Source organism: Peribacillus butanolivorans, from assembly GCF_001273755.1.
Classification (GTDB): Bacteria; Bacillota; Bacilli; order Bacillales; family DSM-1321; genus Peribacillus; species Peribacillus butanolivorans.
The window spans coordinates 1,474,208-1,492,511 of sequence record NZ_LGYA01000001.1 but is presented as its reverse complement, the minus strand read 5'-3'; the positions used below and the strand labels follow the sequence as shown (position 1 = coordinate 1,492,511).

Annotated in this window: 19 protein-coding genes and 3 pseudogenes; 4 read left to right on the top strand and 18 right to left on the bottom strand. The window is 36.3% G+C overall.

From position 1 onward, the window contains the following. Positions 1-2 precede the first annotated feature (2 nt). The 4 genes and pseudogenes from AKG34_RS07120 to AKG34_RS07105 all read right to left on the bottom strand — a co-directional run bounded on the left by AKG34_RS07120 (position 3) and on the right by AKG34_RS07105 (position 3,323). Entirely contained in the window at positions 3-542 is a 540-nt protein-coding gene (locus AKG34_RS07120) for a hypothetical protein (protein ID WP_053345443.1), read from the bottom strand. Between the two features lie 417 nt (positions 543-959). After that, positions 960-2,594: pseudogene (locus AKG34_RS07115) on the bottom strand (terminase TerL endonuclease subunit). Next, complete coding sequence (locus AKG34_RS07110; protein WP_053345442.1) at positions 2,591-2,890, bottom strand: P27 family phage terminase small subunit; 300 nt, start codon at positions 2,888-2,890, stop codon at positions 2,591-2,593. Before AKG34_RS07110 ends, AKG34_RS07115 begins: the two are co-directional and overlap by 4 nt. Positions 2,891-2,994: 104 nt before the next feature. After that, positions 2,995-3,323: pseudogene (locus AKG34_RS07105) on the bottom strand (HNH endonuclease). Positions 3,324-3,557: 234 nt separating this feature from the next. On the opposite strand from AKG34_RS07105, the gene AKG34_RS07100 reads away from it, so the two are divergent. Next, complete coding sequence (locus AKG34_RS07100; protein WP_053345441.1) at positions 3,558-4,028, top strand: hypothetical protein; 471 nt, start codon at positions 3,558-3,560, stop codon at positions 4,026-4,028. Between the two features lie 43 nt (positions 4,029-4,071). On the opposite strand, the gene AKG34_RS28255 is transcribed toward AKG34_RS07100, so the two are convergent. From AKG34_RS28255 to AKG34_RS07080, 6 genes are all read right to left on the bottom strand, one after another. Then, the gene (locus tag AKG34_RS28255) at positions 4,072-4,266 is read right to left on the bottom strand and encodes a hypothetical protein (protein ID WP_053345440.1); all 195 of its coding nucleotides are present in this window, start codon (positions 4,264-4,266) and stop codon (positions 4,072-4,074) included. Between the two features lie 49 nt (positions 4,267-4,315). After that, complete coding sequence (locus AKG34_RS28250) at positions 4,316-4,471, bottom strand: hypothetical protein (protein WP_162878799.1); 156 nt, start codon at positions 4,469-4,471, stop codon at positions 4,316-4,318. 243 nt (positions 4,472-4,714) lie between these two features. Then, a complete protein-coding gene (locus AKG34_RS07090) occupies positions 4,715-5,479 on the bottom strand; it encodes a hypothetical protein (protein ID WP_053345439.1) in 765 nt (254 codons plus the stop codon). Between the two features lie 520 nt (positions 5,480-5,999). Beyond that, positions 6,000-6,149 carry a hypothetical protein gene (locus tag AKG34_RS27875; protein WP_161804906.1) on the bottom strand — a complete coding sequence of 50 codons (150 nt, stop codon included), beginning with the start codon at positions 6,147-6,149 and terminating at the stop codon, positions 6,000-6,002. Between the two features lie 87 nt (positions 6,150-6,236). Then, positions 6,237-6,836 carry a hypothetical protein gene (locus tag AKG34_RS07085; RefSeq protein WP_053345438.1) on the bottom strand — a complete coding sequence of 200 codons (600 nt, stop codon included), beginning with the start codon at positions 6,834-6,836 and terminating at the stop codon, positions 6,237-6,239. 105 nt (positions 6,837-6,941) lie between these two features. Continuing rightward, on the bottom strand, positions 6,942-7,292 hold the full coding sequence (locus AKG34_RS07080) for a DUF6262 family protein (protein ID WP_053345437.1): 351 nt from the start codon (positions 7,290-7,292) through the stop codon (positions 6,942-6,944). Positions 7,293-7,511: 219 nt separating this feature from the next. On the opposite strand from AKG34_RS07080, the pseudogene AKG34_RS07075 reads away from it, so the two are divergent. After that, positions 7,512-7,775 (top strand): annotated as a pseudogene (locus AKG34_RS07075) (tyrosine-type recombinase/integrase); the annotation flags it as partial. 99 nt (positions 7,776-7,874) lie between these two features. On the opposite strand, the gene glnA reads toward AKG34_RS07075, so the two are convergent. From glnA to hflX, 4 genes are all read right to left on the bottom strand, one after another. Next, the gene (gene glnA, locus AKG34_RS07070) at positions 7,875-9,209 is read right to left on the bottom strand and encodes a type I glutamate--ammonia ligase (RefSeq protein WP_053345435.1); all 1,335 of its coding nucleotides are present in this window, start codon (positions 9,207-9,209) and stop codon (positions 7,875-7,877) included. A gap of 40 nt (positions 9,210-9,249) precedes the next feature. Then, positions 9,250-9,654, bottom strand: a complete 405-nt coding sequence (locus tag AKG34_RS07065) for a MerR family transcriptional regulator (protein ID WP_053345434.1) — start codon at positions 9,652-9,654, stop codon at positions 9,250-9,252. Between the two features lie 205 nt (positions 9,655-9,859). Then, entirely contained in the window at positions 9,860-11,128 is a 1,269-nt protein-coding gene (locus tag AKG34_RS07060; RefSeq protein WP_053345433.1) for a methionine gamma-lyase family protein, read from the bottom strand. A gap of 12 nt (positions 11,129-11,140) precedes the next feature. Continuing rightward, complete coding sequence (hflX, locus tag AKG34_RS07055) at positions 11,141-12,382, bottom strand: GTPase HflX (RefSeq protein ID WP_053348022.1); 1,242 nt, start codon at positions 12,380-12,382, stop codon at positions 11,141-11,143. A 179-nt stretch (positions 12,383-12,561) separates the two neighbouring features. On the opposite strand from hflX, the gene AKG34_RS07050 reads away from it, so the two are divergent. Continuing rightward, complete coding sequence (locus tag AKG34_RS07050) at positions 12,562-13,170, top strand: trimeric intracellular cation channel family protein (RefSeq protein WP_053345432.1); 609 nt, start codon at positions 12,562-12,564, stop codon at positions 13,168-13,170. Positions 13,171-13,207: 37 nt separating this feature from the next. Here AKG34_RS07050 and spoVK read toward each other — a convergent pair whose 3' ends face one another. From spoVK to miaA, 3 genes are all read right to left on the bottom strand, one after another. Continuing rightward, positions 13,208-14,170, bottom strand: a complete 963-nt coding sequence (gene spoVK / locus AKG34_RS07045) for a stage V sporulation protein K (RefSeq protein WP_053348021.1) — start codon at positions 14,168-14,170, stop codon at positions 13,208-13,210. Positions 14,171-14,588: 418 nt separating this feature from the next. After that, the gene (hfq, locus tag AKG34_RS07040; RefSeq protein WP_034313436.1) at positions 14,589-14,822 is read right to left on the bottom strand and encodes an RNA chaperone Hfq; all 234 of its coding nucleotides are present in this window, start codon (positions 14,820-14,822) and stop codon (positions 14,589-14,591) included. 3 nt (positions 14,823-14,825) lie between these two features. Next, positions 14,826-15,812 (bottom strand): tRNA (adenosine(37)-N6)-dimethylallyltransferase MiaA, encoded by a 987-nt coding sequence (gene miaA, locus AKG34_RS07035; RefSeq protein ID WP_053345431.1) that lies wholly within the window; start codon positions 15,810-15,812, stop codon positions 14,826-14,828. A 259-nt stretch (positions 15,813-16,071) separates the two neighbouring features. Between miaA and AKG34_RS07030 the strand changes: the two genes are divergently transcribed. After that, a complete protein-coding gene (locus AKG34_RS07030; RefSeq protein WP_053345430.1) occupies positions 16,072-16,326 on the top strand; it encodes a hypothetical protein in 255 nt (84 codons plus the stop codon). Between the two features lie 417 nt (positions 16,327-16,743). Here the strand turns inward: AKG34_RS07030 and AKG34_RS07025 are convergent, their stop codons facing one another. Continuing rightward, positions 16,744-18,066, bottom strand: coding sequence for an ATP-binding protein (locus AKG34_RS07025; RefSeq protein WP_053345429.1), 1,323 nt, complete (start codon positions 18,064-18,066; stop codon positions 16,744-16,746). Between the last annotated feature and the right edge of the window lie 238 nt (positions 18,067-18,304).

Genomic DNA, 18,304 nt, shown 5'->3' with positions numbered 1-18,304 from the left:
TTTCATTTCATTGCGTCTACTTGCTTATGAAGTTCTGCATTTTCTATTTTGCTGTTTTCTAGACTTTCAGCAAATGACACAATTACTTTTTCTTTGGTGCTAATTACTTCTTTTAAATCTTTTAGCTGTATTTCTTGCTCAGCTACTAGTCTGCTTAACACCCCATTCAATGAATAATTATTTACATTGGTTGTTCTCATTTCGTCTATTTGCTTATGAAGTTCTGCAATTTCATTATTGTTGTTTTCAAGGCTTGTTGCAATTGAAGCTATATCTTCATTTTTTGTTGCTAATTCCTCTTTTAAATAAACTTTTCGTTTAATCATGTTAGCCACTAACTCATGAATACGAGTCGTATGGACTTCAAGTTCTGAAAAGTATTCATTATGATCACCTACAGCTATGTTTAAACCATGAATTTCAGTTAATACTACCGCCTTTTCAAACCATTCTTTTGACGTAACTCCACTTGAATTTATCATTCGCATAACTTTATTGTGTAAATCGTCACTGATTTTTACATCGAATGTTTTATCTGCCATTCCTAACGCTCCCTTTTGGTTACCTATTAAAGTCTAAAATAATAACTGCTACATCATAATTATCAAATCATCACTAGTCTCTTTCAAATACTTACTATAAAATATGGTGGTATTAAAATATTGAATAGACAAGCGTCTACTAAAATCAATAATTCATAATAAAAAGAAATAAATTCATCATCCAATCGATTTTAGGTTACAAAGATCGCAGCAAATGATGGGATAGTTGTTTCATCAAATTTCCCTTTCTCTTAAGTAATTAAGGATAAAAGGCATGGAATATTAATTAATTTAGGCGTTTTAAAAAGGTTCTTATTGAACTAACTGCCCCTTTAGTTCACCAAAGTAACACCTTCTTTCAACACCCTTCCCAGTTAGTTCAACAAGAAAATCAACAACATCCTTTAAGTGAGCCTTTTAAAAATCTATATCATCCAAGAAAAAGTCCACATCATCCACTAAAATTTCATCTGCTTTAAATAAAGAGTGGATAAACGCCTGGAATCCATCTGTTTTCCTTCTGAATTCGTCCTTCTTCAGGTACTCCTTGTTACCGTCTTTTTTTATGTGGACAAATACATTATTCGTGTACCATCGCATGAGTGGATTGTCCCCAAAGATAGTATTGTGTTTTGCAAATAAAGTCTCTACTCGTGGGGCTAACAAAGAACGACTGGCTTTAGGATTACGGATAAATTCTAATTCGAACCCCTCCGCCTCTAATGCTGTTCTTACCAAATCCAAACGGAACGTATCGGCAACAATCTTGGTTAAGCCGTATAGCTCTCGCATTTCTACAAACCAGTTCACAATGTGACGGATACCTATAACAGGCTCGTCCACAATTGTAAGTTACCCTAGGCTTTTCCCATACTTTGATAGGTACTTTTAACTTAACGGTATCCAAAAATCCTTTACGAACGAATGAGTGGGATTTCCAAACGTAATCCTCACCTACTTTAAAAAGCAACCCGACTGCAGCAAAGTCTTTGATACTGGCAAAATCCAAACCTCCTACACAGGTTCGGTGCGATAAGTCAGGGAATCGTCTGTTTGTGGCCAAGATATCTTCCCAGCTTGCTACACTTTTTGCCAAGTCCACTTCCGGAAGGTTCATCCGTTTGGTCATAAACTCTTCACGATTTGAAGGATTATTAACTAGTTGTTTAAATTGGGTACGTACCTTTTTGAATAATCCCTTTGCATAAGAACTTCTCGGTTCACTAAACATAGGATTCGCTTTTTCCATACCTCGGGATTGTCAACCTCTTTAGGGTCATCAATTTTACATATGAAAGGGAATAGAGGGTCATCTAGGTCTTTACCTTCCAGGATGTTCATGGCGCGTTCTTTCATTTTGTCTAAGAATCCTTCACGGACATATCCATCCGTGCCTATAAAAAATTCCCTAGCATTCGGCACTTTTCCAAGTCCGCTAGAGAATACGTTTACAACATCAAAATTTTCATATCGGTGAATCTCATCATAGATCACACACCCATCACGAAGGCCATCTTTAGATCCTGCGTTCGATGTGTGGTATTGCATTACACTTTTTGTATCATTTCCTGTTATTTCAACTTTTGAGCGATAAAACATGTCTTCCAATAATTCATGCGACTCGATTGTTTCATAAACCTCTCTAAAAGAGACCTTTGCTTGCTTTTCATTGTTGGCAAAAATAGAGATATTGTACCTTGGGATACCATGCAAAGGACTTATAAAGAAATGACCCAATGCAGATATAAGTACATTCTTCCCGCCACCACGAGCCATCATGATTAGAAATTGCTCATAAAAAACAGCGTTATCCTCTTTATAAAAAAGAAAGACAAACGCCGAAATAAATTTTTGAAAAGGCGCTAGTGGGAAGTACCATTTTTCTGCAAATTTAATAAAGTTTTCGATTAGTTCTTCATCAAAATATATATCATCACGTATCAACACGTGTTTTTGTAGATAATCAATTAACATTACACGCTCTTCATTGAGCTTGATTTTACCCGACTCATACAAGTCAATATATTTATCAACGTATTTATTTGAAATCATATAAGGTCACTAGCGCTATGCTTGATCTCCTTTTCACCCTCGAAACCAAATGACTTTTCTATACTCAATAAAGATGCATTAATCTTATTCCGTTCACCAATCAGGGGGGTTTTAGTATAAGACTGGGATCCATTTTTCGTTTTAACGGATTCTCCCTCTTTGATAATGATTTTATTAACCCTTCTAAAAGACTTGACCAAATCGATATACCTTTCCACTTTCTTAACTTGGATCAAATCATCCAAATTTAATTTGTTCATTACCTGTTCTTTAAGTACCGTGATCTTAACCGCCATGTACCCACCCCCCTAACGTGAAAAATTGATGATAAATCTGGGAAACGACCCCCTCCCTGGTCCCCGGGTTTTTTTTGATGATTGAAATAATTTGGTGGGAGGTGTTACCATCTCTCGTCATCCCATTTTTTCTTTTTCTGTCTCCAAATACTCTATTGTGTATTTTGTTATGACAGTTCAAGCACAGTGTTTCCAAGTTATCCAATACAAAAGCTAATTGAGGATAATCTTCAATCTCATACTTATGATGCACATTCAACTCGATACTTTTCCGTTCACCCTCCACTTTAACTGAATCCACATGGACTCTGCCCTCGCGCTTACACTGTTGGCACTCATGGTTATCTCTCTCTAGAGCTTTGAGCCTTAACTTATTCCATTCACCAGACTTGTAAAACTTACGCTTCTGTTCATCTGTCTTGTACTCTGCCAAGTTAACAGCAACTTCTCGCAAATACAACTGCACGAAACTTCTTCCAAGCAGATGAGTTATAGAACCTCTTGGCTTCTTTATCACGCTTGTATTTATTATAGTGAGCTTGCTTACCCATGAAATATCACGATCATAATAGACCCAAGACCTCCCCCTACTATCTTAATAAAGATAGCTTTTCAGTGAACCCTAACCTATAATTAGTCTGATAATCTATTACATAAGGAGACAACCATGTATATCTGGAATATTAACAAACTCGTTACGGCCTTAAAGGAAAGAACAGTAAATGACAAACAAAGGAAAAGCTACAGCATTACTTTTTGGGCAATAGTTGCTCTTACTGTGCTTTCACTTCCTGTAGTCTATAATCCTTCTTCAATGAATAGGTATGATGTTATTGATCTTTTTTTGTTTATTATAATCAATGTGATTGCAATCTATCTGTTAATCAGTATTTATAAAAAGAGAAGTAGAAAAGATTTAGATTTCTTCTTGCCCTTTTTTAGCTTAATGATTCCGCTGTTTTTACGGAACATCTTATGGACCATACTTTTAACTATCATTGGTTTTATATATATAGGATTCTTTGCACCTTATCATTCTATGGATGAAACTAATCTGATCGATGTAATTATCGCTGCTATAGTCGAAATTGTCATGAACATAATGTTTGTTCATTACTTTAAAAAGATATATAACTAGTAAGCACCTTTATTAGGTGCTTTTTAATTTAGACTTCACAATTTTATTTCCTCCTAACAGCTCCATTCACACGCTTATAGATATCACGATTCATTCCCATTAACTCCTTAACATCTTTAAAATTTAATTCTTCTTTTCTCTTAGGCTTGGATTCGGGTTTACTCTGATGGCTGCCTCTTCTAAGTTGATTAAACTTCTGAATGTCCAATTTAGATAAATGATGGTCAGCAAACTTCATCTTGAACACCTTTCTTATCCAAAATAAAAACACCGCGGGAAACGGTGTTTTAACTAGGATCGTTCTCATCAAGAGACAAAGTGGTTACTTTCGTATAATCGCCTTTATCAATCTCTTCTTTAGTAGCATCTCTTTTCAATTCATCTTCTGTATTAATTCCTTCAGCAATTGTAGGTTCATCAGAAGAGCGATTTTCTTTTTTCATCAGCACACCCCTTTTAAGGTTATTGTGCCCAGGCATATTCATTAAATACTTGTAGACTCATCCAAAAACATTGTTATGTTCCCCTTATTAATTCTGAGACAACACCGCCAATTTGAATGCCTTCCCTTTTCTTTATTACCGATTATATAAACCTAAATGAACAATTCAGAGGGTTTTCTTTATTTATTTTCTTTAAAGATTTTCTTTAGGAATCTCGTTTTAGAGCAATTAAAAAGCACCCAATTAATGGATGCTTAGATTCAATTTCTTTCGTAACCTTATTTCAAATTTATCACTAAAAAATTCATTTGCATTAAATATAGTACTAATGTCTGAAATATCACCTACGTTCACAATTAAAGCTTCATCAACTTCTTGATTTGTGAGAACTATTCGATATTCATATTGATTTTCAAAGTATTTATCTTTCCAAAAATAAATATCTGTCCCTTGATTTTTATAAGAGCTCATCCTAGCTGAGGAATTGATGTTATAATCATCATACTTTACCAACCCCCCTCTGTAAGCATATCCTTTTTCATTAAATGTTTTAGTAATTCTGTCAATAAATTGCGATGGATTAACAAAAATTAATCTATCTCCGAACTCCCTAATCATTTTATCGATTTGTTCTTTAGGTAAATCAAATTTAGTATAGTAATACTTTTCATCCTCTTTAACCACTTTTAACATATCACCGACAATTGCAAACATACAATATAATGGTCTTTTTTCATTTATATTTTTTCTAAAATTCATCTTCTTAGTTCGCCCCGACATTACTAATTCATAGGTATCTTGAGTAAAGAAATTCAATGTTAAATCCGTAAAAACATGTGCTGCTTCAAATTTGTCTCCTACACCTTTTTCTCCCAAAACACTTTCCATATCAATATACTTTTTGAAATTGTTCATATATAAATCTCCAGACAAGAAACTTTCAACATAAGATGTGAACTTTATAAATCCAAAAACTTGACCTTTAAATCCAACTTCTGATAATTTCATATTCTTCCTTCCCTCCTAGTTAACTAAATTCGACAAAAGGGACTATTCACCGGTATTTATTCACACTAAACTAGGCACAAGACTTTTACATGAACGTTTACTTGTTAGCGAACATGTAAGACTGTATGCCAAGTTTACAAAGAATATACTTCATTAAAAAACGCCTACCCAATGGATAGACGGTTATGATATATATTCAACAATAGAAGGTATACGTAGCAAACCATTCTTGTTTCTGAACTTAACTCTGCATTTAATCTTGGGGTCCAAGTATATGAATTTCTTGTTCTCCTCTACAATTAAATCTTGATACTGGTTTTAGAACTGCTTCCTTGCTGCAGGAGTGACAAACTCCATTATGCCAGCTGGCTTTATTCGGTTGTTTTCTTCAATCCCTAGAAGCAAACCAAATTCATCTTGATATCGTATTCTTCTTCCTGGATTTCAAGTTCTTCAAACTCGATCCCAATCTCTCGTTCGTTCGCTTTATCTTCGTTTTTGAGACAAAATTTAATTAAACTCACCTTATAAATATCTTACAAACATCACATAGACCAATCTCATTTAAAGGGAGTTCCTTAAAAAACTTTCTAAGGTTTTTAGCTGCGGCTGATGTTTCACCGCCGTAAGTTGATAGTTCAAGTAGCAATTCAGGTTTGTATCCAATCATTACAAGCACCACATTGATTTATCCATTTTCTAAGTTCTGGGTACTTTCTAAATACTCTTCGCCTTCTGTCATAAAGTTCTCCTCTATTTATTCATCCTGAGTCATTGAATCTCTGTAATGTACGGCAGAAAGTAACTTCAACCCTCTCAAGTGTTTTATCTGTTCATCCAATATCGCAATCGCCTCATTTTTGTATCCTTCAAGAACTAATTCCTCTGCCTCAAGCCAGGAGAGGTATACGGTATCCTTTATCTGTTCTTTATAAGAGTTATAGGAGTTTTGGTTACCCTCGTGAAGGGAAATAACAGCACCATAATAGGATTTGTCTTTGTTATCCTTCATTTTTGATAAGTGTGCTTTTGCCTCTTTGTACTTTTTTTGCTTAGTAAGAAGCATGACGTTTGCGTGATTCCTAGCTGTTTTCTGTTTGATGCGATTCAGTGTTTTTTCCGCCTCTGCTTCATTACTGTAAAGTAGCTGGTAAATGAAATGATAATTCGGTATTTTTGATTTTCTTAAGTATTGCTTGATTTTATCTGCATTTTTTCCAAAAAGAACTGGATAGTAGTAAAATATAAAATGGTAAGCCAAAAAAAGGAACAACAAGACAAAAAGCCCCCATTGTGGTGCACCAATGACTCCCATTGCAAATGTAGCTAAAAAGAATATGATAAAAGCCCAGATCATATGATTTCCCCCTAATGACACTCCAATACTGAACGCCTAGTTGATAGATTCTAACAAACGCTCTTAAGATCTTAAATTGGTCTTTTAATAACGAAAACCGATTTTTTAAATCTGATCGTAGAGACTTCCTTGGAACTTCTTCAGTTGTTTAGTCAAATCTTTATTCTTGTTTTCAAGCTCTTTCACTTTCATTCGCAGAATTTCAATCAAAGCATCTTTATTTTCATCGTTCATGTTTTGTTTTACTGCCTTTTGGGTTTGTACTTTTGTTTGTTGAGAGCGTAGTGTTTCGATACGCCCTCGAATTGCTGGATTCTTGTACAAATATGGTTTTGATACACCAACTGCTTCTGAAACTGTATTAAAGTTAATCACTTTATTATCTTTAATCAGTTTATGAATAGCCATATCTTCCTTTTCATACGATATACGACTTTTTAATTGTGCATGTTTTATTTAGAAGTCTTCTTCAAAACTTCCATACTATTACTTTAGCACATCCAAAATGAATAAGTGTCCGTTTATCGTTCGCGAATCGTTCGGAAATAGTTCGCGAATATATAGACATTAATTTGTCCACTTTTATTTGCCTTTTCGATTTAAAATGAGGTTTAAATACCCTTTTGAATTAGTTATAATCCAGATTGTGTATAATTCACAGGTACCCACCATTCAAAATCCACCTTACACAGGGCTATTATTCGCATATGTAGAAAAGCAGGAATTACAAAACATATAACCATTCACGGTTTACGTCATACCCAGGCTGTTTTACTTCTTAAATCCGGGGCAAGTTTAAAAGATGTGCAAGAACGCTTAGGACATAAATCAATTCAAACAACAGCAGATGTCTATGCTCACATGTCAAAGGAACTCGAAGAAAAAAGTGTAGTTGGATATTCAAAATACATGGATTATGAACAATTAAAAATGAAATAGTATGTAATGTGGTCAATCATCTAGTTTCCTTCTCATATCATTAAAATAAAAAAAGCCTTGGCAACTGAGAAACTCAGTAATGCCAAGGCTTTTAAGCTATTAATAAGTAGACATATATTGTTCGCGTTCCCATGGGTGAACTTGTGTGCGGAACATATCCCACTCAATTTCTTTTGCTTCGATGAAGTGTTCAAGCAAGTGATCACCAAGAGCTTCTTTGATGATTTCATTGGATTTTAATGTTTCCAATGCAGCATATAAAGTAGCTGGTAGATCTACGATTCCTACTTCTTCACGTTCTTCTTTATTCATTACATAAATGTTACGGTCAACTGGAGCTGGAGGAGTTAGGTTGTTTTTGATACCGTCAAGACCAGCTTTCAATATTACAGCAAGTGCCAAGTATGGATTGGCTGCTGGGTCGACACTACGTACCTCAACACGAGTACTAACACCGCGTGAAGCTGGGATACGAATTAATGGGCTACGGTTTTTAGCAGACCAAGCAACATAACAAGGAGCTTCGTAACCAGGCACTAGACGTTTGTATGAGTTAACAGTTGGGTTTGTTACCGCTGTGAAGCTAGGAGCATGCTTAATGATACCTGCGATAAATTGCTCTGCTGTTTTACTTAGTTCTAATTTTCCTTCTGTATCGTAAAAGGCATTTTGGCTTCCTTTGAATAAAGAAACGTTACAGTGCATACCTGATCCATTAACACCGAACAATGGTTTAGGCATGAATGTTGCGTGTAAACCATGTTTACGGGCAATCGTTTTAACGACCAATTTGAAAGTTTGGATGTTATCACATGCTGAAATTGCATCTGCATATTTAAAGTCAATTTCGTGTTGTCCTGGAGCTACTTCATGGTGAGATGCTTCAATTTCAAATCCCATTTCTTCAAGTTCAAGAACGATATCGCGACGGCAGTTTTCTCCTAGGTCAGTAGGTGCAAGGTCAAAGTATCCGCCTTTATCATTCAATTCTAGAGTTGGCTCTCCAGCTGCATCTAGTTTGAATAAGAAGAATTCTGGTTCAGGTCCAAGATTAAAATCAGTGAAGCCCATTTCTCTTGCTTCTGCAAGGACACGTTTTAAGTTAGTACGAGGATCTCCATCAAAAGGTGCTCCATCCGTATTATAAATATCACAAATTAGACGAGCAACTTTACCTTTTTCAGAAGTCCAAGGGAAAATAACCCATGTATTTAAATCAGGATATAGGTACATATCAGATTCTTCGATACGTACGAAGCCTTCAATAGAAGATCCGTCAAACATCATTTTGTTATCAAGAGCTTTTTCTAATTGACTAACTGGGATTTCAACGTTTTTAATCGTTCCTAAAATGTCAGTAAACTGTAAACGGATGTACTTAACATTTTCTTCTTTTGCTAAACGAGTGATGTCTTCACGTGTGAACTTTGCCAATTTTAATTCCCCCTAAATAATAATTCATAAATCATATTTTTTATTGGAAAAAACGGGACATATCCCCTTGTCGAAGAGATGTTCGATGCTTACTGCCTTGTAATAGCTCAGCACGTAGAAGCTTACGAAGCTCCTCGTCACTAAGGTCCTGTCTTATCTTTTCCGCTTGTTCTAAATCTTGAGTCTTAGGTAAGTTCTGTTCCTTTACAGTGAAAATTTTTTTTATGCCGGCCAGATTGACTCCTTGTTCGATTAAGTCTTTAATCTCAAGTAGTCGATCAATATCGTTTAAAGAAAAAACCCGACGATTTCCATCTGTTCTCATAGGAGTAATTAGTTGATGCTCTTCGTAGTATCGAATTTGACGCGCAGACAATTCAGTTAGCTGCATCACAATTCCGATGGAAAAAAGAGGCATCGAACGCCGAATGTTGTTGCCACTCATTCTTAGCATCCTCCTTTTTTTATCTGATATAATCATATTATATGTTATTAAACTTGTCAAGATGATGTTACATTTTATGACATGATTTTTTTAGAAAAGCAAAATGATTTGTAACTTATCAAATATTATGACTATTATTTTTTCTGTGAATCCAGTTAAACTGGATTCTGAAACGAAAACTGGAAAAATTCAGCTAGTATTCTTATTACAATTGGATCAGTTTTTTATCCATTAAAGAATTCACAGCAGTCAACACGGCGATTTTAACATGAGCATATGTTAATCCACCTTGAACATAGGCGACATAAGGAGCTCTTGTCGGACCATCTGCTGTCAATTCAATGCTTGCTCCCTGAATAAAGGTTCCTGCTGCCATGATCACATCGTCTTCATAGCCAGGCATATATGCAGGATAGGGTGTCACATGCGAATTGATTGGCGATGCATATTGAATGGCCTGACAAAAGGCAACCATTTTATCCCGGTCATCAAATTGGACAGATTGAATTAAATCGGTGCGTTTCGCATCCCATCTAGGATACGTATTCATACCGATTTTTTCCAAAAAGGCAGCAGTGAACATGGCACCTTTAACGGCTTGTCCAACGACGTGGGGCGCAAGAAAGAATCCTTGATACATTTCCTGCAAACTATAAAGCGAGGCACCAGCTTCCGCACCAATTCCTGGTGATGTTAAACGATAAGAGCAAGCTTCGATCAATTCTTTTTTACCGACAATGTATCCACCTGTCTTTACTATTCCGCCACCTGGGTTTTTAATGAGAGAACCAGCCATTAAATCTGCCCCTACATGACACGGCTCTTGAGTTTCAACAAACTCCCCATAACAATTGTCTACGAACACGACAATTTCTGGGTTTATCTCTTTAACGAAAGAAATCATCTCTTTAATTTCATCAATCGTAAAGGAAGGACGTGTAGCATACCCTTTTGAGCGTTGGATTCCGATCATTTTCGTATTCGGTTGAATTGCCTGTTTAACGGCTTCAAAATCAACTGTTCCATATCCCGATAACGGAACAGCCTTATAACTAATTTGAAAATCACGCAAAGATCCGATACCCGAGCCTCGGATACCGACAATCTCTTCCAATGTATCATATGGCTTTCCAGTTATGTACAGCAATTCATCCCCTGGACGTAATATGCCGAACAAAGCAGTTGAAATCGCATGTGTACCCGATATTATTTGTGAACGCACCAATCCCGCTTCTGCACCAAAGACATCGGCATAAATCAATTCAAGAGTGTCGCGGCCGATATCATCATATCCGTACCCTGTCGTAGGGATGAAATGAGAATCACTCACTCGATGTGCTTGATAACTTTGTAATACACGAAATTGATTTTCTTCAATTCGTTCATCAACTTGTTTATGTAACGGAGAAATCATTGCTTCTACTTCCTGGGCAATGTTTTTTAACACTTCTCCATGTGTTAACTGCTGATACATCTAAATTCTCCTTTATAATGAATATTTCTCTAGCTGGCCGGTTAATGGATGATCAGCTAGACAAAAACCTTTGCATTCATATCTTTCCGATTCTTCATTAAAGGAGAGAGTGCGCAATATGGTTTCATTTTTCAGCTGTGATAATAGTTTACCCTCACTTGAAGGCAGGAAAACATTATACGGGATCATTTCATCAATCACGTACTTTTCAATTTCTTCCATGATTTGATTCAGGTCTGAATGATCATAGGCACTTATTAATAATGAAGCATTACTAGATGACCTTACAAAGTCAGTGTGAATCCTATCTTTCTTATTATACAACGTTAGCTGTGGAATGGAAGGGACTTCTAAGTCATTTAGCAAATCGTGTACCGTTTTCTCGTGATTAAAGTAATCCGAACTTGAGGAATCGACAACGTGGAGCAATAAATCAGCTTCCTTCACTTCTTCGAGTGTCGAGCGAAATGCTGCGATTAAAGAAGTCGGCAAATCTTGTATAAAGCCAACAGTATCCGTCAGTAGCACGGTAAATCCGCTAGGAAGAATGGCTTTTCGAGTCATCGGATCAAGTGTAGCAAACAACTGGTTCTCCTCGAAAGAATCTGCCTCAGTTAAACGGTTGAACAGCGTTGATTTACCCGCATTCGTGTATCCGACCAGGGCAATTTGAAAGGTTTTATTTCGTTTCCTTCTGTCGCGATACCGTTCACGATGCTTAACTATCCCGCTTAATTGTTGTTTGATTTCATCAATTTTCCCACGAATGTGGCGGCGGTCGCTTTCTAACTTCGTTTCTCCAGGTCCTCTTGTGCCGATTCCGCCTCCTAGCCTGGACATTGCCGTACCCTGCCCCACCAAACGCGGCAATAAATATTGGAGCTGAGCCAGTTCAACCTGCAGCTTCCCTTCTCTTGAGCGCGCTCGCTGAGCAAAAATATCTAAAATAAGCTGTGTCCGATCTATGATCCTTGCTTGCAAATATTTAGAAAGATTACGAATCTGACTTGGAGATAATTCATCATTAAAGATAAATAGATCCGGCTCCAACTCTTCTTCTAAATTCTGAAGTTCCTCCACTTTTCCTTTACCTATATATGTAGACGGATCAACCCTTTCCCTTTTCTGAGTGATTGTCATTAGCACCTCGCCATTCGCCGTCTTCGCTAACGAAGCCAGCTCATCCAACGAATATTCAAAACGCTCGTTAGCCTCTGTTGTTTGGCATCCTATTAATACAGCCGTTTCCTTCATTGATTCATCCAAATCGCGCACCACCTTTATGAAAGATTTCAGTTAATCATAACAAAAAAAATTAAACTTATAAAACTTTCGTAAAAACAAAGATTTTAACCATTTTAAATTATTCGATAACATGCTAAAATCAAATTTGACTTTAACATCAAATTGAAAAGACATAGAGGGAAAAACATATGACATGGGAAGTATTAAGCCTCATAGGTACAATTGCATTTGCCATAAGCGGGACCATTATTGCCATGGAAGAAGAGTATGATATTTTAGGCGTTTATATTTTAGGAATCGTAACCGCTTTTGGTGGAGGAGCAATCCGAAATTTATTGATTGGTGTACCTGTATCAACATTATGGGATCAAAGTTTCTATTTTATCATTGCATTAGTATCTATCACCATCGTTTTTGTTTTTCCTACCATTCTATCAAAGCATTGGGACAGATGGGGGAACTTAAGTGATGCGATTGGTCTTTCTGCATTTGCTATACAAGGGGCCATGTATGCGGTTGAACTGAATCATCCCATAAGCGCCATTATTGTTTCAGCTGCGTTAACCGGATGCGGTGGCGGGGTAGTCCGTGACGTGCTGGCCGGAAGAAAACCATTAGTCTTTAGAAAAGAAATCTACGCAGTCTGGGCCATCATTGCAGGCTTAGCGTTAGGCAGCGGAGTCTTATCTCAGTCATGGCAGCTATATACACTCTTTACCGCTATCACTTTATTGCGCGTCCTTTCCTACACATATAATTGGCACCTTCCTAATAAAAAATGGGTACCAAAAACATAAATCCGAAAGCCCGCCATTTTTGGTGGGCTTTCGTTTGTCATTCTTTCTCATCATCCTCAAAAATTAAATCTTGGCTGGTTAAAGTGAGTAAATCGACTTTTTCAAACGAATCTTCTATTAATAGCCGCATTGCCTGCGCCCTAATCGACTTTTCAAGAACATTTCGGATATAGCGGCCGTTAGAAAACGATATAGGTCCGCGAAACGAACGTAATATGATTAAATGATCTTTTAATTTTCTCTCAGCATCCCGGTTCATAATATATTCACGTTCCTGAAGCATTCGATCAGATATTTCCATCAACTGATCAATCGTATAATCTGGAAAATCGACAACAAGCGGGAACCTGGAATGAAGGCCTGGATTTAGACTGAGAAAATAATCCATTTCTCGTGAGTATCCTGCAAGAATTAAAATGAATTCATGTTGTCGGTCCTCCATATGTTTCACGAGCGTATCTATGGCTTCTTTGCCAAAGTCCTTTTCGCCTCCTCTCCCCAAGGAATAGGCTTCATCAATAAATAATATCCCGCCAATGGCCTTTTTAATTAAATCACGCGTTTTTTGGGCCGTATGACCAATATATTCTCCGACCAAATCTGCCCTCTCCGCTTCAATTAAATGCCCCTTCGAGAGTACATTCATTTTTTGAAACAACTTTCCAATTAAACGTGCAACCGTGGTCTTCCCTGTTCCAGGATTTCCTTTAAACATCATATGGAGCGCTTGACGACCAGTCTTCAGCCCTCTTGTTTCCCGCTGCTTGTTGATGTAGATCCAGGCATATATTTCTTTTATCATCCGTTTCATTTCTTCCATGCCAACTAGCGCTTTTAATTCATCTTCAATTTCCTTTAATGCTACATGCTGGTGGGGAATTTCTTGCACCAAAATTTCTTTTTCCTTTATCGGCAGATCCTTTTGTAGCGCTTTTCTATTTTCCGCATTAAACACAATGTTGATTTGCCCGTTATTTTTCATACGGATCGGTTGTTCCAATGCATTCACCTCTCCATCTTGGACCCCTGACGCCACAATTTTCATTCGATTTATGATGGCTATATGCCGTAATGAGCACAGCCTTTAAACTAAACCAATCGGGAAATTCCCTTATTACTTTTCATGATTTCCTAAGCTTTTTGAATAATTAGCTAATTTCCTCTTCAAACGGCGACTTAATTAAACAGGATTCTCACCTCTAGAATATAAATACGACAATTTTATCTCCATTTCATCAATTCTTTTTTTGAAAATGTCATTTCCTGCGCTTTCCCGGAAAATAATCCGTCCCTTAATATATATTCAAAACGTGTGCGTAAAATAATCGAATCCTTGAAAAAGATACAAGAGTAGGCTCAAAAAAAAAAAAAAACAGGTCGCTATAAGCGAAGCCTGTCTTTTTGATCCATTTATATGATTATTCCTTCACTTCGTAATCAATTTGGACATTACGTTGTGGAGCGAATGTAGAAATCGCATGTTTATAGACTAATTGCTGCTTGCCCTCTGATTCAAATAAAACGGTAAAATTATCGAACCCTTTAACCTGTCCTCTAATTTGGAAACCGTTTAATAAAAATACCGTCACATACGTACCATCTTTTCGTAATTGGTTAAGAAACTGATCTTGAATATTTACTGATTGTTTCATGTATTAGTCCTCCTCTTTTCTCTCTAAATTTATGTATTCGCCTTTATTGAAAAGCTTTCCTGCTATAAACCCAGATATTTCATGTATTTTTTTTGAAAAATCTTCTAGATTGGTCATATCAAACCAAATTACATCCATTTTATTCCGGAACCAAGTCAATTGCCTTTTAGCATATCGGCGAGAATTTTGCTTTAAAGCCTCTATTGCTTCCTCTAATGATGCTCTTTCATCAATAAAATCATAGATCTCTTTATAGCCAATAGCCTGTATTGATTGGCAATCCCTCAAACCTTGTTCATAAAATGACTGAACCTCTTGAATCAGCCCTTCTTCTATCATCCCGTCGACGCGCTGATCAATACGCTGATATAATTTTTCCCGATCCATTGTCAAACCAATGATGCACGTATCATATTTCATTTCTGTCGGCTGTTCATCCAACTGCTCACTCATCGTTTTTCCTGTACAATGAAAAATCTCAAGTGCTCTGATTACCCTTCTTACATTATTAGGATGAATACGATTTGCACTTTCTGGGTCAACACTCCGTAATTGTTCAAAAACAGGATCGATTCCTAATTCCTTAACTTGTTTTTCCAACATACCCCTGTAACTAGGATCAGATGGCGCTTCTGAAAATTGATAATCATAAATGACCGATTGTATGTATAGACCTGTACCACCGACGATAATAGGGAGTTTTCCTCTGTTTTGGATATCCTCGATACATGCATTAGCACGCTCCTGGAACTCAGCCGCGCTAAATGGTTCATCCGGTTCCTTAATATCAAGCAAATAATGAGGAATTCCCTCTGTTTCTTCTCTCTTGATTTTCGCAGTCCCTATATCCATCCCTTTATAAACCTGCATGGAATCTCCGCTGATAATTTCACCATTAAATTGTTTAGCCAACTCAATGCTCATTTTCGTCTTACCAACAGCAGTCGGTCCGATGATAACGAGAAGTTTTCTTTTTTGTTGTTTCAACATTCTCACTGCCTTATATGATTTTTCCCTATCTTATCATAATCTCGGGGAAAGCAGCCAAACATCTATCCATTATGTCCAAAAGCTATTAGTTTATTCACATCTTCTACCGAAACCACCTTGAATAATATTCACTAAAACAAGGTGATTAATATTTTTTTAAGTGATGCTACTTTTTTCATTAAAAGGTTTATTTAGACGATAAAGGTGCTTTTCTCTCTGGAGAAAAGATGACTACCCACCCTAAAAGGAGTCGAGAAAAATGATTTATGAAGAAACATACCATTATCTATTACGTAATGTATCCTCTACTGAATTCGATACTTGCTTATATTCGCTATTACATATCGACTGGGAGGGTGTTGTTCAGCGTTCTTTACATCAAATGGCTCAAGGAATATGCACAACAAAAAAATATTTATATCAAACACTTAAAAAACTTTCGAACAAACAACATAAGGTTTTCATTCCCGTTGAAAGTAATGGCGAAAAGAAATATATATTCAAACTTGCTTGACCGGCCATCTTGACTTCAAAGTAAAACAGACCTCTATTGTAAAAAATATAGTTTCTTCTATAGTAATGTGTTTCGTAATTTACCAATCCATTCGGAAAGGTTACTGATGATGCCCGCTTATCGGATGACTGTATTTTTCATAAGTAATCTTTCGTAAGGCCATTCGTATCAAGGCTCCTAGCAAAATAGTTATTAAAGGTACTAAAAGAAGGTACTAAAAGAAGGTTCTGAATGAATGGGATACTTAAAATAATTATGAATAAGGGAATGAAACTTGAGAGATTAAATAAGAGACAAACCATATTATTAACCACCTAAATCTGTATGTAATGCATTCAATAATAAAAAAAGAAAAATAGACCGTATCAAACCGGTCTATTTACTTTCCTATCATTAAATTCTCTATTACAAAAGGAACTAGCTCATTCTTCCATATACAGGTATCATCATCGTAACGGTGGTTCCTGTCTCATTAGACTTTACGGTAATGTCACCATCATACCTGTTAACTAAGTCTTTTACGATAAACAGGCCTTGTCCTCTAACCTTCCCCTTTTGTGATTTTTTGGTAGAAAAGCCGCTGACAAAAATATTTTCCCGATCTATAGTAGAAATCATTGGTCCGGTATTGGTAACCTCAAACGTATACTTTTCTTCGTTAGCTTTACAGATTATATTCATTCGGCGTTCTTGCTCAGGTAATTCAGTCGTTGCCTCAATAGCATTGTCGATTACATTCGATAACATTTTAATCAAGTCAATTGTTTTGACCATGTTGAAAGAGTTAGGAGAAACATCAAGTGTAATATCGATGTTATAATTCTGGGCTGAGAGCTTTTTCGTCTCTAAAAGTACAGATAAGCCAGGATGATTCACATCCAATTTCATCGATTCAATCGATTGCACTTCTTTTGAGAGACCGGTTGAATAATCTAATGCTTTACCATTTTCACCAAGCTTGAGAAGTCCATGTATAACTTGAATATGATTTGAAAAATCATGTCTTAATGAGCGGACAGAAGCGATAAGTGATTGAAATTCTGATTGATACGTATCCTCAGTATCCCCCACTTCCCGTTTCAATTCTTTTTGATACCATTTTTGAATCACAAAAAAGGTAACTAACAGCATAATAACAAAGCCCCCATTATAAACGAGGATGGCAATACTGCTTTTTAATACCTTTCCGTTTATTGTATTAATATCCTCTGCACTCACATCAATACCTAAAAAACCAATAATGGCACCTTCATGATCTTTTATTGGCACCCCTACAGTCAAATATTCGCCATATACTGGATCCTCTAGTATTCCAGTAATAAAGCTTTTTCCTTCATAGGCTTGTTTGACCTGCTTTTTAGGAACCGTGCACACCCCTCCAATAGGAAATTCCTTTTTAGAATCTTTAGAAAACCCGGTAATCATAGCTCTCGATACTTTCGGATTATCCACCATCAGGGTATATACATACAAAGCCCCAATTTTTTCCCGTGCATCCTCTAAGTAGGTTTCTATATCCGTATATTCTTGGCTCTTTACTGGGTTATTGAGGAAACGTTTATACGCCTCTATATCCATTGAGTCTGCAATAGACTTAGCAGCTACCAAGTTTTGATTCGCAACAGATTTCTGAACAGAATTTTTAATACTTAAATAAGTAGAAAACATGTTTAGAAGAATAAATAGTATTAATAAAATAATGGTCAAATAAAGAAATGCCCTTAACTTTTTATTTTTCATAGCATTAAATTTACCTCATCTCTAGCAGTTAAAAGTTAACGAACCCATTCTGAGTTTACTATATAAAGGGACAAAGAAATAGAGAAAAATCAAATCACCTCTATAATAGCAGGCTTATAAGACTATATTTAATCAAATAATTACCAGATAATTCACTTCGTTCTTTTGAATTTTTCTCAACTTGCTATGATCCTGAAACTCTTTACATTTCAAACTACTTTAAATCCAATTTTTATAA

Bases quoted from the DNA above. Each gene is read 5' to 3' on its own strand.
- AKG34_RS07120 (WP_053345443.1), bottom strand. From the start codon at position 542: ATGGCAGATAAAACATTCGATGTAAAAATCAGTGACGATTTACACAAT.
- AKG34_RS07110 (WP_053345442.1), bottom strand. From the start codon at position 2,890: ATGGCGGTTAAGATCACGGTACTTAAAGAACAGGTAATGAACAAATTA.
- AKG34_RS07100 (WP_053345441.1), top strand. From the start codon at position 3,558: ATGTATATCTGGAATATTAACAAACTCGTTACGGCCTTAAAGGAAAGA.
- AKG34_RS28255 (WP_053345440.1), bottom strand. From the start codon at position 4,266: ATGAAGTTTGCTGACCATCATTTATCTAAATTGGACATTCAGAAGTTT.
- AKG34_RS28250 (WP_162878799.1), bottom strand. From the start codon at position 4,471: ATGAAAAAAGAAAATCGCTCTTCTGATGAACCTACAATTGCTGAAGGA.
- AKG34_RS07090 (WP_053345439.1), bottom strand. From the start codon at position 5,479: ATGAAATTATCAGAAGTTGGATTTAAAGGTCAAGTTTTTGGATTTATA.
- AKG34_RS27875 (WP_161804906.1), bottom strand. From the start codon at position 6,149: ATGATTGGATACAAACCTGAATTGCTACTTGAACTATCAACTTACGGC.
- AKG34_RS07085 (WP_053345438.1), bottom strand. From the start codon at position 6,836: ATGATCTGGGCTTTTATCATATTCTTTTTAGCTACATTTGCAATGGGA.
- AKG34_RS07065 (WP_053345434.1), bottom strand. From the start codon at position 9,654: ATGAGTGGCAACAACATTCGGCGTTCGATGCCTCTTTTTTCCATCGGA.
- AKG34_RS07060 (WP_053345433.1), bottom strand. From the start codon at position 11,128: ATGTATCAGCAGTTAACACATGGAGAAGTGTTAAAAAACATTGCCCAG.
- hflX (WP_053348022.1), bottom strand. From the start codon at position 12,382: ATGAAGGAAACGGCTGTATTAATAGGATGCCAAACAACAGAGGCTAAC.
- AKG34_RS07050 (WP_053345432.1), top strand. From the start codon at position 12,562: ATGACATGGGAAGTATTAAGCCTCATAGGTACAATTGCATTTGCCATA.
- hfq (WP_034313436.1), bottom strand. From the start codon at position 14,822: ATGAAACAATCAGTAAATATTCAAGATCAGTTTCTTAACCAATTACGA.
- miaA (WP_053345431.1), bottom strand. From the start codon at position 15,812: ATGTTGAAACAACAAAAAAGAAAACTTCTCGTTATCATCGGACCGACT.
- AKG34_RS07030 (WP_053345430.1), top strand. From the start codon at position 16,072: ATGATTTATGAAGAAACATACCATTATCTATTACGTAATGTATCCTCT.
- AKG34_RS07025 (WP_053345429.1), bottom strand. From the start codon at position 18,066: ATGAAAAATAAAAAGTTAAGGGCATTTCTTTATTTGACCATTATTTTA.